The organism is Rhodococcus globerulus NBRC 14531, from assembly GCF_001894805.1.
In the GTDB taxonomy this organism is placed as follows: Bacteria; Actinomycetota; Actinomycetes; order Mycobacteriales; family Mycobacteriaceae; genus Rhodococcus_F; species Rhodococcus_F globerula.
Genome location: NZ_BCWX01000001.1, coordinates 373,151 through 385,449, shown reverse-complemented (window position 1 = coordinate 385,449; position 12,299 = coordinate 373,151). Strand labels below are relative to the sequence as shown.

General features: G+C 60.9%; 17 protein-coding genes. 7 read left to right on the top strand and 10 right to left on the bottom strand.

Going from position 1 to position 12,299, the window contains the following annotated elements; translation table 11 throughout:
- Positions 1-98 precede the first annotated feature (98 nt).
- Together RG2_RS01705 and RG2_RS01700 are read left to right on the top strand one after the other, a co-directional pair.
- Positions 99-503 (top strand): glycosyltransferase, encoded by a 405-nt coding sequence (locus RG2_RS01705; protein ID WP_084724315.1) that lies wholly within the window; start codon positions 99-101, stop codon positions 501-503.
- An 11-nt stretch (positions 504-514) separates the two neighbouring features.
- Positions 515-922 (top strand): hypothetical protein, encoded by a 408-nt coding sequence (locus RG2_RS01700; protein ID WP_033237394.1) that lies wholly within the window; start codon positions 515-517, stop codon positions 920-922.
- Between the two features lie 169 nt (positions 923-1,091).
- Here the strand turns inward: RG2_RS01700 and RG2_RS01695 are convergent, their stop codons facing one another.
- Both RG2_RS01695 and RG2_RS01690 read right to left on the bottom strand, forming a co-directional pair.
- Positions 1,092-1,844 carry a pyrimidine reductase family protein gene (locus RG2_RS01695; protein ID WP_051730856.1) on the bottom strand — a complete coding sequence of 251 codons (753 nt, stop codon included), beginning with the start codon at positions 1,842-1,844 and terminating at the stop codon, positions 1,092-1,094.
- Positions 1,841-2,359 (bottom strand): flavin reductase family protein, encoded by a 519-nt coding sequence (locus RG2_RS01690; RefSeq protein WP_045064341.1) that lies wholly within the window; start codon positions 2,357-2,359, stop codon positions 1,841-1,843. Before RG2_RS01690 ends, RG2_RS01695 begins: the two co-directional genes overlap by 4 nt.
- Before the next feature lie 403 nt (positions 2,360-2,762).
- Between RG2_RS01690 and RG2_RS01685 the strand changes: the two genes are divergently transcribed.
- The 4 genes from RG2_RS01685 to RG2_RS31700 all read left to right on the top strand — a co-directional run bounded on the left by RG2_RS01685 (position 2,763) and on the right by RG2_RS31700 (position 7,244).
- A complete protein-coding gene (locus RG2_RS01685) occupies positions 2,763-3,206 on the top strand; it encodes a hypothetical protein (protein WP_033237395.1) in 444 nt (147 codons plus the stop codon).
- A gap of 39 nt (positions 3,207-3,245) precedes the next feature.
- Entirely contained in the window at positions 3,246-5,393 is a 2,148-nt protein-coding gene (locus tag RG2_RS01680; protein ID WP_072782258.1) for a catalase, read from the top strand.
- A 245-nt stretch (positions 5,394-5,638) separates the two neighbouring features.
- A complete protein-coding gene (locus RG2_RS01675; RefSeq protein WP_051730248.1) occupies positions 5,639-6,985 on the top strand; it encodes an APC family permease in 1,347 nt (448 codons plus the stop codon).
- A gap of 109 nt (positions 6,986-7,094) precedes the next feature.
- Positions 7,095-7,244 carry a hypothetical protein gene (locus RG2_RS31700; protein ID WP_165826239.1) on the top strand — a complete coding sequence of 50 codons (150 nt, stop codon included), beginning with the start codon at positions 7,095-7,097 and terminating at the stop codon, positions 7,242-7,244.
- Between the two features lie 164 nt (positions 7,245-7,408).
- Here RG2_RS31700 and RG2_RS01670 read toward each other — a convergent pair whose 3' ends face one another.
- Complete coding sequence (locus RG2_RS01670; RefSeq protein WP_033231552.1) at positions 7,409-8,662, bottom strand: fatty acid desaturase family protein; 1,254 nt, start codon at positions 8,660-8,662, stop codon at positions 7,409-7,411.
- 66 nt (positions 8,663-8,728) lie between these two features.
- Entirely contained in the window at positions 8,729-8,884 is a 156-nt protein-coding gene (locus RG2_RS31695; RefSeq protein ID WP_092802765.1) for a DUF6131 family protein, read from the bottom strand.
- A gap of 351 nt (positions 8,885-9,235) precedes the next feature.
- On the opposite strand from RG2_RS31695, the gene RG2_RS01665 reads away from it, so the two are divergent.
- Positions 9,236-9,961 (top strand): TetR/AcrR family transcriptional regulator C-terminal domain-containing protein, encoded by a 726-nt coding sequence (locus tag RG2_RS01665; RefSeq protein WP_033231553.1) that lies wholly within the window; start codon positions 9,236-9,238, stop codon positions 9,959-9,961.
- Between the two features lie 78 nt (positions 9,962-10,039).
- Here the strand turns inward: RG2_RS01665 and RG2_RS01660 are convergent, their stop codons facing one another.
- Genes RG2_RS01660 through RG2_RS01635 form a run of 6 tightly spaced genes read right to left on the bottom strand, consistent with a single transcriptional unit; the run spans position 10,040 to position 12,298 of the window.
- On the bottom strand, positions 10,040-10,372 hold the full coding sequence (locus RG2_RS01660) for a gas vesicle protein K (protein WP_051730249.1): 333 nt from the start codon (positions 10,370-10,372) through the stop codon (positions 10,040-10,042).
- Positions 10,365-10,574: a gas vesicle protein GvpJ gene (gvpJ, locus tag RG2_RS01655; protein WP_033231554.1), complete on the bottom strand. Its 210-nt coding sequence runs from the start codon at positions 10,572-10,574 to the stop codon at positions 10,365-10,367. Before gvpJ ends, RG2_RS01660 begins: the two co-directional genes overlap by 8 nt.
- Complete coding sequence (locus RG2_RS01650; RefSeq protein ID WP_033231555.1) at positions 10,571-11,359, bottom strand: GvpL/GvpF family gas vesicle protein; 789 nt, start codon at positions 11,357-11,359, stop codon at positions 10,571-10,573. Before RG2_RS01650 ends, gvpJ begins: the two co-directional genes overlap by 4 nt.
- A complete protein-coding gene (locus RG2_RS01645) occupies positions 11,346-11,753 on the bottom strand; it encodes a gas vesicle protein (RefSeq protein WP_033231556.1) in 408 nt (135 codons plus the stop codon). Before RG2_RS01645 ends, RG2_RS01650 begins: the two co-directional genes overlap by 14 nt.
- Complete coding sequence (locus RG2_RS01640) at positions 11,750-12,040, bottom strand: gas vesicle protein GvpO (RefSeq protein ID WP_033231557.1); 291 nt, start codon at positions 12,038-12,040, stop codon at positions 11,750-11,752. Before RG2_RS01640 ends, RG2_RS01645 begins: the two co-directional genes overlap by 4 nt.
- A 6-nt stretch (positions 12,041-12,046) precedes the next feature.
- Positions 12,047-12,298, bottom strand: a complete 252-nt coding sequence (locus RG2_RS01635) for a gas vesicle protein GvpG (protein ID WP_033231558.1) — start codon at positions 12,296-12,298, stop codon at positions 12,047-12,049.
- Position 12,299 lies beyond the last annotated feature (1 nt).

Genomic DNA, 12,299 nt, shown 5'->3' with positions numbered 1-12,299 from the left:
TGAGGAGGTCCGGGGTGTTGTTGTGGAGCGAGTTGACCGCGGCGTCGACTTCGTAGGATTCGAGGTGCGATTCAATGACCGAATTCAGCAGCGCGTAAATGCCTTTCGAAGCTAGAGCCCGAGCCCTGCTGATGCCCGGCGTCGAGGACTTCGGCATCGTCCCGGTCGAGGCGATGTCCACCGGCACCCCCGTGATCGCTTTGGACGAAGGCGGTGCGCTCGACACAGTTATCCCAGGAAAGTCCGGTGTTCTCGTGTCCCCTGGCGACGATGCGAAGGTGCTCAGCGGCCTCGCCGAAGCAATGGAGGCATTCAATCCAAAGGATTTCGATGCAAAGGTAATTCGCGCATTGGCCGAAGGCTTCTCGCAGAAGGCCTTTGGAGAGAGAACGATCAGAGTGGTCCTCCCACACGAGACCACCATGTTGGGACGGCATCCGCAGACCCGTCTCGGTGAAGGCCTGAAACGCGAACCGACACCGCGTCGCCGGTCACATGACTAGAGTCGACCCGTATGACTGCACTCAACGCTATCGGACGTATCGGCGCCACTGCCCTTGCGACGCTCGCGATCTCCTGCTTCCTGATGTCGGGAACCGCGACAGCGGCGCCGAGCACAGTTCCGTTCCAGGTCGACCCCTTCATTCCGCTCGTCGATCTACCCACGCCCCGCCTTGCCGCGATCGTCGGCGAAGAACCGGGCGCCGCCGTGTTGCACGTGCGCCGCGCACCCGGGGACGGAAACCCGCACGCCGCAGTCGTCCACTGGCTAAGTCTCGGAACCGGAGCATATGGATCCGCATCGTTTCCGACGCTGGATGCTCAACCCGTCACCATCCGTCCGGGCTCGGGTCAGGTCGTCGCATACGTCGACACCCAGGCGATCGGAACACCTGGCTTCGGCACCTTCTTCGTTCCCTGAAACCTGCGTAACCGTCAAATCATGGTCCACTCGAACTTCGCGATGTCGCCGACGGTGAGTTCAAACAGATCCTGCCCTACACGCTGCCGCAGACTCTCGGACACGACGACGCAGGCACCGTCACCCAGCGTACGCGCGCCAAAAGGCCGCCCGAGGAACCTCAAAGTGATCAACACGCAGAGCGAGGGCGCTGGTAGCGCATGTACAAGTATTCGGCTTCGAGCAAGACGTGCCGGAGCTGCAACGCCTGGGGAACCTCGAGTGGCGGGGCAGCGATCGGCCCGGAGACTGGTTGGGGTCCCGCCAGTTTCGGGGAGAGAGTAAAGCACATGTCGTCAACGAGATCGTGGGCCACGAGGGTAGACAGAAGGGCTGGGCCTCCTTCGCAGAGCACACGCATCAACCCGCGATCGCGTAGACCGGCGATCATCGCGACCGGATCAACATAGTCGTCCCCAGCCACCATGATCTCGACACGGGACCGCACATCGGGTCCGAATGTGGCGGCCACCTGTGCACTGGTGACGACGATTGGGCGTGGCCCATCGGCGGTGAACAGCGCGGATTTCCAGGGAAGGTCACCGCTGTGCGTGACAACCGCAACGGGCGGCAACGACACTTGCCCGCACGCGTCGCGGCGGTATCGACGGAGTTCCGCATCGAGCGTTACAGGTCCGTACCGTTCCGCGCGAATCGTTCCGGCGCCGACTAGGAGCACATCGCAGTAGGCGCGCAGGGACCTCAGCAACTGATGATCAGCAGTGTTGGAGATTGGGCGTACTCGACCGTCGAATGCAGCGGCCCCGTCGAGGCTCGAAACCATGTTCACTCGAACCCCTTCGGGGGCGTCGGCGTAGAAGTCGTGAAGGGTGCGGCCTTGGGCGTCTATGGGAAATAACGATCGCCACCGATGCACTGTCATGCGTCGTGTCCGGGTTCGAGCGCTCGAACGTCCGCGAACGTGATGTACTCGTCGAGTTCTTCAGGTGCGTAACCGGTTTCGGGTTCGAGCAGGAAAGCAACATGGTCACCCGTGTCCACCTGTTCGAGGATGCGCCCAGCGAACCAGGCCTCGGCTTCTTCGAGAATTGGAAGCCCGAAAGGCCCATGACTCCACTCGCAGCGTGTGAACTTGTCGATATCGTCGCCCGTCGACTCCCCGAACAGCTTCGCTATCGCGTCGTTTCTGCGGGGGATGAGGTGTACGGCCAGATGCTCGGCGGCGGCAGCGAGTCGGTAAGTGTGGTTCTTGTTCGACAGACCGATGAGGAAACGCGGAGGCGAAATACTGATCTGCGAGGCGAAACCGACGAGGCACCCCGCCCGCTGGTCTCCCACCTGAGTGGTCACGACGAACATCGGATAATTCAGTGCCCCCACGATCCGCTCGAAGGCACCGCTGTCCGGCGACTGAAGGTTCTCACTCGAATCCTGCATCGTTGCTCCCTTCACTCCGCTAGCTACCCCTACGGGAGGGACAGCTAACTGCGATGTCCTTATTGCACAGCAACCCATTCTCACTGTTGCCGATTATCTATATCAGATGGTATAGATTTGAGGTAGCAAGAGATGCACATACCGATGGACAAAAATCAGATCAGGTGCTGCCAGGCGCAGAGCATGACGTCGGGAAAATTCTCCTGGCACCCCAACACCTCGGGAGCTGGACAATGACGATGATCGGCATTACACCCGCTGAGAGCGGCACGACACGCACTGGCGGCTCGACTGCGCGCCGCCGAACTCACTCAACGAAGCTCACGAGGGCCTCGTTGAGCTCCCGGGGCAGCCACACCTGAATCTCTTTATCCAGTTCTACGCCGGCGAGTGAGGATAACCAATGGGCAAGTGGGTTTCCCTGCCATGGGACGTATTGCGCTTGCAATACACGGTAATTCGGTTTCCGCTGACACTTCTGGGGCGCCTGGTCGTACGCGCATTCGACACCGATGCGCCATGTCGGCTCACGTACCAACAGATGCTCGAATCGATCGACGGTACAGCGGGGACCATTCTCGGTGACCGCACCCTGGCCCGCCGAGCACAGGCAGAGATGGGGCCCACCAGCACGGAAATACTGTCGCCGACAAACTACAGTCCCCCGCCCGTGGGCTTCGATTCGGACTCACATGTACGAACCGAATCCCCCGAGGATGGACGACTGCACGCGCATCACATGGCGGATTGGCGAGAGCCTGGCCCGATCGGCACCACTTACCCGGCCAATGACGTAACACCTTTGCGCCACATCGAAGTTCAGCACACACTTCCCACCACCTTCTGACGCGAAGTCAACTTTCGGAAAAGAAATCGAGGAGGCACAGTGCCCAAGAAGACGCCCACAAAGAAGCCCCAGATCCCCGGGGTACCAGGCTCAGTAACACCGCCTCTGGAAGAACCAGCCGAGCCCAGCGCTCCATTGCCACCGAAAGACGATCAACGCGCCCCACAACTTCGCACTGCGACAGCCGCAGCTGTCGAAGGACCACCGTCGGCGCGCTCGCAGCAGGGCGAATATCTGACCACCGCACAGGGCGCCCGCCTTTACGACACAGACCACTCCCTCAAAGCCGGAGAACGCGGCCCAACTCTGCTCCAGGACCACCACTTACGGGAAAAGATCACCCACTTCGATCACGAGCGGATCCCCGAGCGCGTCGTTCACGCCCGCGGCGCCGGCGCCCACGGAGTGTTCCGCGCCTTCGGTGCCGCTGAAAAAGTGACTAAAGCAGGCTTCCTCCGCAGAGGAGTCGAAACCCCCGTATTCGTCCGCTTCTCCACAGTGCTCGGCTCACGCGGCTCGGCAGACGCAGTCCGAGACACCCGCGGCTTCGCCACCAAGTTCTACACAGCCGAAGGAACATTCGACCTGGTCGGCAACAACATCCCGGTCTTCTTCATCCAAGACGGAATCAAATTCCCCGACATCATCCATGCCGCGAAACCACATCCCGACCGCGAGATCCCGCAAGCCCAGAGCGCACACGACACATTCTGGGATTTCGTCTCCCTCCACACCGAAGCCACCGCGCACACCCTCTGGAACATGTCCGACCGCGGTATCCCACGTTCCTATCGGATGATGGAAGGATTCGGCGTTCACACCTTCCGTCTTCTCAACGACGACGGAGAAACCTCGCTCGTAAAGTTCCACTGGAAGCCACGCCTGGGCGTGCACTCGGTGGTATGGGAAGAAGCACAACTGATCAACGGATTCGATCCCGACTTCCACCGCCGCGATCTCGCCGACGCCATCGAAGCGGGTGCGTACCCGGAATGGGAACTGGGCATCCAGATCTTCCCCGACACCCCCGAGCAGATGTTCGAGGGCATCGACCTCCTCGATCCCACCAAGTTCGTTCCTGAAGAACTGGCCCCGGTTCAACCGATCGGGGTGATGACGCTCAACGCGAACCCGACCAATTTCTTCGCCGAAACCGAACAGATCGCCTTCCACCCAGGGCACCTCGTGCCCGGTATCGACGTCACCGACGACCCGCTACTACAGGCCCGCCTGTTCTCTTACCTGGACACCCAGATCAGCCGGCTGGGTGGACCCAACTTCGGTCAGATCCCGATCAACCGCCCACATGCACCGGTCAACGACATGTTCCGCGACGGAATGCACCAGAGCGCAGTACATTCCGGTGTCGCCCCCTACAAGCCGAACTCCCTCGACGGGGGTTGCCCCTTCATGGCCGGCGCAGAAGTCGGGGCGTTCGTCGAAGTACCGGTAGCGCTCAAGGCCGGTACAAAACTTCGCGGCGCGCCAGCAACATTCGACGACCATTACTCGCAGGCGCGTCTGTTTTACAGCAGTCTCACTGTCATCGAACAAGACCATGTGGCACAGGCGTACACCTTCGAACTAGGAAAGTGCTACGAACAAACGATCAAAGAACGAGCCCTCGGTGTGATCGCCAACATCGATCCCGACCTGTGCGCGAAGGTCGCCGCCGGGCTCGGCCTGCCGGCCCCGAAGCCGTCCGTCCCGTTCGACGACGCACCGATGCCTAGCTCTGCCCTGTCCCAGATCGGCGCGCAGTGGCCGGTTGCCGGCCGGGTGATCGGCATCGTGGCCGATGAGAACTCCGATCTCGCCGCGGTCACCGCAGCGGTGTCAGCTATAGCAGCCGACGCAATGGTGCCATTGGTGATCGGCCCCCACGGCGGTGAATTGGTCTCGGACTCGGTCACTGTTCCCGTCTCGCGCACCTTCGATACCGCACGATCGATCGAATTCGACGCTCTCCTGCTCGCCGGGGCACCTGCAGACCCACGAGTGAATATCCTCCTGTCGGAAATGTTCCGGCACGGCAAGGCCATCGGGGGCTGGAACGACGGGATAACACTCCTCGGCAACGCTGGCATCGCTGATTCGGACGGCGTCGTGACCGGGGAGGACGGACCGTCGGCGCTCGAACAGGTAGTGACGCTGCTCGCATCGCATCGAGTCTGGAGTCGCCTCTGAGCAACGGCCGGTGAGTGGGCAGTTCCGATCGGCACCGCGGACTGGAAACTACCCACTCACCGCGCCCGCGACGGTGTCGTCGCGGGCCAGCGAACAAAAGTCGAAAGCGTCAAGATTTCAGCTCGAAGTCACGATCGATGGGTAAGTGACTGAATCTGAGTGGCGGCACGGCCACAGTTCTGAGTAGCGGCACAGCCACAGTGAAGACAGGATGACCCTTGCAGAAGCGACGCGCCTCACAGTCGGTGAACCTGAACGAGACTGAACAGTCCGACAAGAACGGACAGCGAAACATTCTCGCCCGGGCCATAACTGGGCCACTTCTTTTCATCTTCATACTCGGCGACGTTCTGGGCGCCGGAATCTATGCACTGGTCGGTGTCATCGCCGGTGAGGTCGGGGGCGCGGTCTGGGTGCCGCTCCTGGTAGCCCTGGCGATGGCGTTGCTGACAGCGACGTCGTATGCCGAATTGGTGACGAAGTATCCGCGCGCGGGCGGTGCCGCGGTGTTCGCGCAACGAGCGTTCCGTAAACCTCTCGTCTCGTTTCTCGTCGGCTTCTCGATGTTGGCGGCGGGAGTGACGAGCGCAGCGGGACTTGCACTGGCATTCTCCGGCGACTATCTCAAAGCCTTCGTTGACGTGCCCACTGTTCCGGCTGCACTCGTGTTCCTGTTACTCGTGGGCCTTCTCAACGCGCGAGGCATCAAGGAGTCGATGCGCGCAAATGTTGTCATGACAGTCGTCGAGGTCACCGGTCTGGTGCTGGTCGTCGTCCTCGCGTGCGTCGTGCTGGGGCGCGGTGACGGAAACTTGACTCGCCTCGTCGAGTTCGACGACAGCCGTTCCCCGGCATTAGGGGTGCTGGCTGCTGCGCTGCTTGCGTACTACTCGTTTGTCGGCTTCGAAACGTCCGCGAACGTTGCCGAAGAGGTGAAGAACGTGAGCAAGGTCTACCCCCGTGCCCTGTTCGGAGCTTTGGTGACGGCAGGCGTCGCCTACGTGCTCGTGGGATTCTCGGCTTCGGTAGTTCTGCCCGCCGATGAACTGGCCGAGTCGTCCGGCCCGCTGCTGGCAGTAGTGTCGGCGGCCGACGTCGGTTTTCCACCTCGACTGTTCAGCCTGATAGCGCTCGTCGCCGTCGCCAACGGTGCGCTGCTGACGATGATCATGGCTAGTCGGCTCACTTATGGAATGGCATCCGAAGGGTTGCTTCCCTCATCGTTTGCGAAAGTACTTCCGCAGCGACGCACCCCGTGGTTGGCAATTGTCGCCACCACTGTTGTCGCCATGGGTTTGTGTCTGACCGGGTCGCTGTCTGCATTGGCTGAGACGGTGGTGTTGCTATTGCTGGTCGTCTTTATCAGCACAAATATCGCCGTACTCGTTTTGCGTCGTGATGTGGTGAAGCACAGCCACTTCCGAGCGCCGACCATCTTCCCGATCCTTGCTCTTCTCACCTGCGTCGCGTTGCTCACGCAGCAGAGCGCGGCGACTTGGCTACGCGCCGCAGCGCTACTGGCGGTCGGGATAGTTCTCTACGCCCTCTCACACCGCGCCACGAAAAATGACACAACGAGCTCCAACGCGTAACCATAGGACGAGGTTTTCTGCTACCGCCGCGCTCCCGCGAGGAGGCTAGATTGGTGTAGCGGGTCCTGGCAACTACAGGAACGACGAATATTCCGACCGAGGAGTTTAAATGGCGAAGACGGATCGCAGCGACAAAACCCCGAAGGCTGGACATCCCGGCCCCAAAGACAAGGGCGAGGGCGGTGGTATGGCTACGCGCGAGCAAGCCGCGGAGTCTGCTCCGAACTCAACTGATGAAAAGAAAAAGCGTCAGTCATAGTCCTGATTGATCAATCGCTTTGGATCAGGACTTTCCCTGAGTCGGTGCCCAACGAACCGTCGACTGTAACCGATGTCGCGCGCGAAAATGCGAGGTACATGATTGATCGTCGAGTTGTCGTACAACTCCCACGAAGAATTCGTTGAGCGCCCGGAGTGGGTTGATCAGGCGTGGTAATCGCGCCGTTCGAATAGTGCGTTTCTCTGCCTATGGCGGCTGCTGGGCATCGATCGTAGCGCCGTTCGAAGCCCGGTCCGCAGTCGTGGGGCCGACGTCTCGGACTTGGACAAGATGGTGCGGAATTTCAGTTCGGAAGCAGTCTCAGGGGCGTCGTCGGCTGTCGCACGGAGAAATCGGTCGGGCAGAGACAGTTTGTGAATGGTGCGTAGGGTTAGAAGATACTGCCGTGCAAGGGAACCCGTGGTGTAGGGCAGATCATATTTTTCGCACAGCGCACGGACCTGGGTGGAGATTTCCGCGTAGCGGTTGCTGGGCAGGTCTGGAAATAGGTGATGTTCGATCTGGTAGCAGAGGTTGCCGCTCAGGAACGCCATCACCGTCCCGGCACGGAAGTTAGCTGAGCCGAGCATCTGTCGCAGGTACCATTCCCCGCGAGTCTCGTTCTCGAGTTCGGCGACGGTGAACTTCTCGGCGCCGTCGGGGAAATGCCCGCAGAAAATCACCACATATGCCCATACGTTCCTAAGCAGATTCGCGGCCAGATTCGCCGTCAAAGTCCGTCGCCACCGACGTCCGCTGAGGGCGGGGAAGAACAAATAGTCCTTGCCCATTTGCCGGGCGATCTTGCCGACCAAGGCTCGTGTATCGGCAGATTTTTCGGAGTCGGTGTCGGCGTGGTCCTGTTCGGAATACAGGCTGTGCAGGGCGATACCCCATTCGAACGTCGCCGCTAGCAACAGATTCCGCAGCGGCTGAAAGAGATTCCCCGGACGCCACGGCTGGTCCCGGGTGATGCGAAGCACGCCGTAGCCGAGGTCATCGTCCATCCCCACGACGTTGCTGAACACGTGGTGGCGATAGTTGTGGGAATAGCGCCACTGCGAGGAGAGCCCAACCATGTCCCACTCCCATGTGCCGGAGTGAATTTCAGGGTCGTTCATCCAGTCCCATTGACCGTGGGAGACGTTGTGCCCGATCTCCATGTTCTCGACGCTCTTGGCCACCCCGAGAGCCGTTGCCCCGATTACCCACGCCGGCGTGGTTCTGGTGCCGTGGATCAACAGCCGTGCAATGACATCGAGTACTCGCTGAAACGCGATGGTGCGGCGGATGTATGAGGCGTCCGCTCCGCCGAGCGATTCGGCGACTGCTCGGCGGATGTCGTTCAGTTCGTCGCTGAGCGACTCGACGTCTGCTGCGGCGAGGTGCGCGTATTCCTTGATGTCGGAAATGGCCATCAGTGTGTTCCTGCAGTGGTTCCCGCGGGTGTTGCTGTCGTGACACAGCCGCATACGGGGAGGCTGTCAGTAGTAGTGGCGCCGACCGGCCACTGCGTGGCCCATCGAGCCCATAATCTCCAGCACCGCTCCGATGACGACGAGTGCGATCCCGACATACAACAGGACAGGGACGCTGATCACCACGCCGACGATGGCGAGGATGATACCGAGAATAATCATGATGATTACCTGATTTCGGAGTTGAAGGAAGGTACGGTGCTCTGCACGACATGCACGGCGGGAATCTTCTTCCTCTAGGGCGCTTCGTCGGTGCCGACACAGCGCGTTGTCGATGATTCGATGACGTGCCGTCCGATCATTGTGTGATGCTGCGCCTAGCCGTAGCCCCAGATGTTCGACGGCCAAAAGGAATTCGACGGTCGAAAGAGACCACAGGTGGTCTTTCAAGGCTCACCGGGGCCCTCCTGGCCACTACGTTCAATGTCCAGTGAACGCCGCGTTTCCCCAGCTGTCAACGCTGTATATCTACGCTTCCGGCCTACAGTGTTAGGTAGTCGAAAGGAGACGGCGATGGCGAAGTCCCCTGCACGTGGCAGCAGCCGTTCCGTCGACGACGGCTCAGACGGTAGCGCACTCACCAAAGAGCGAATCCTGGTGTCGGCACTCGAAATTCTCGATCGTGACGGCATCGACGGACTTTCGATGCGACGCCTCGGAAAGGCACTCGGACGGGATCCGATGACTCTGTACCGACATGCACCCAACAAAGCAGCACTCCTCGACGGGGTTGCCGAGAAGGTCCTCGAACAGCTTGTCGTCGACACCGACGACAACGACTGGATGACCCAGCTTCGCTCGATCGCCCGGCACTTTCGTCGCTTGGCGCTCGCGCATCCTCACGTGGTCCCCTTACTGGTCACCCGGCCCCTTGCGACACCTCTGGGAATGCGACCGCCAGGAACCCTGCGTCCATTCGAAGACATCCTGAGTTTGCTCAGCCGAGCGGGTTTCAGCGCTACCGACGCGTTACGCGTCTACCGGGCGTTGTTCGGTTTCCTTTTCGGACATATCCTCCAAGAGCTGCAGGAGCTCGTCGAACGACCCGACGAAACCGACAACTTACTTCGCCTGGGGCTGAATCGGCTACCGATCGGGGAATTCCCGTTGGTGCGTGCACTCGCACCGGTTCTTGCGTCCTACGACGGCGCCGCCGAACTCGAACGGGGCCTCGATATCCTCTTCTCCGGTCTGACCTCCACACTGACCTCCCCGGAAGGACGGACAGATACCAATTAATCGACAGTGGTTCGATGCGCGGCCCGCGCATCGGAATTCCTGTCCTATGACTCCTGACCTCAGGTGTCGTTGGACTGGCTATTCGTTGGACAGCAGCGGTCCCAGCGGTCCGAGGTCGATGTTGAGGTCTTCGGGTGTGAGACCGAAATGCTCCCTCAATTCGGCCATTCGATCCTCGAGCAGCATCAAAGTCGTGCCGATGCGCTCGATCTGTTCGTCGCTGAGATCTCCGTGTTCGACACGGCGCAGCGCCTGGCGCTCCATGAGTTGACGTAGGAGTTCGACGAGCGTGAGAACCAGGGTGACCAAACCACGTTCGACTGATTCGGGGTCTGCGTCGATCCGCTGTGGTAGAACGCGGCGGCCGAGGTCTGGGTTCGCATCCGAGTTGAAGTCCCCCGGTTCAGTCATCGGTGATGTCCGGTTCTGTTGGATCAGGAACGAGCGCGCTAACCGACGCGATCAGGGTTCGTAGCGAGATCCGCACCATGTCGACGTCTGCCAGCGAGAGAGTGATCTCGCCGGTGACGACAACTCCCCCGCCGAGCACCCGGTCGAGCAGGTCTACGAGAGCGATGCGACGAGTATCGTCGGCCGGGACCATCTCGCTCATCGAGTCACCATGTCGATCCCGGAAAATGAGTACGGGGGCCACGGTCCGGTCAGTTCCACTGTGATGCCCTCACGTTCGGCGTCGAGCGTCGCAACGAAGGTTGTGAAGTCGTCGACCCGATCGTCGTCCACAAGGTAGGTACCGTTGAAGATCATCCAGGCGCGTTTTCCGGACAGGACAGGATCGGTGACAGGCCGCCGGAGACCGTCGACGGCGCGTTGGAGTAGCGCAGCATGTAAGTCGTCTGCCTCGGCCGCTGCGCGGCGTTCCACGTTCTGTTGCGCAGTCAACTCGGCCCGGCGTCGAAGCAGATAAGCTGTTCCCTTTCCAGTCGGACTGGGCTCGGGTTGTTTCTCGGGTGATGTCTGCGCCAGCGCACGTGCATCGCCATAACCCTTGACTCCCCATTCGCTTCGCCCGGCCACGGAACGTAATGCGGCGCAAAACTTTTCACGCCCGACCTCGAGCAAACTGCGAATTCGGTCGTCGTCTAGGTACAGGGTGGCCAAGCGCAGCGGAATCGTAGGACCGCAGCGCAGCACGGCAGATACGACGCGCTCATGGGCTCGCGCGGTTGCTGCCAGCCAGTCGAGATCGTCGAGGTGCCGTCGCAGTGGAACCTCACCGAATTCGTCGAGATCAACCGAGCCCACTACCGCCGCCAGGTCGGTCGAATGCACCACCCGGACAGCCTCACCCGCCACGCCGAGGACCCCGCTCAGGGACACGCCGTCGAGACTCTCGGACGTGATGGCGTAGAGCCACACGCCTTCATTTCCTGTCATCGTCTTCGTCCCAGCGCCGCGTCTCCACCTCGATCGGCTCGTCCGAGGTAAGTGCGGACTTCACTGACCTGTCGGCCTCGAGTTCGGCGATCCGTTCCCGCAAGCGTGTGTTCTCCAGTTCGACGCTGTTGTTCTTTCCGGTAAGCCAGGGATCGTGCTCCCACCAATCGATACCCACCTCCTTCGCCGTTTCCAGCGAAGCGATCACGAGTCGCACCTTGATCGTCAGTAATTCGATGTCGAGCAGGTTTACCTGAATGTCCCCGGCGATCACCAGACCTTTATCGAGCACCCGTTCGAGAATGTCCCCAAGGTTGGTCGACTGGCGCCCACCGCCCATGCCGCCACCTGAGACCTGTGGCAGGTTGCTCGAACCGCCGCCGGCGACGGTCATGACCGTCCGCCCATACCGTCACCCGCACCGCGGGCATAGCGGCGGGTTCTGCGATAGGACAGCAACTCTCCGTCCATATCCAACACCACCTCATATAGTGCGAGCATGTCCGTCGACGACGGGACGCGCCGATCCTCGATCACCTCCACTTCCACAGTCCAGCCTTCGTCGGTCGGCATCACCGACGTCGCACCCAACGGCTTCTTTCCAGTCAACTGCGTGATGTCGCGCAATGCGAGTTCGGCGACGTCATGTGCAGGCAGGGGCGGTGGCTCCTCTTCCACCATGGCGCATCACTCCTCCTCCTGAGTGATCGTCTGTCGAGTTGCAGCCATGTCGTCGAGGATGACCTGCTGCGCTTGTTGTTCTTCTTCCGCCGTGATCTCGCCCGCAGCCCGCGCTTCCTCCAACTCCTCGAGAGCGCGGCGTGCACTGGCGGGATTGTGCAGTTCGTCCTCGACCTGTTGTTGAATCAACTCGGCCAGCGAGATCACCCCGCGCACCGGGGCGAGTGGCAACGTGACGATGAAGGAGAGCAAACCCATC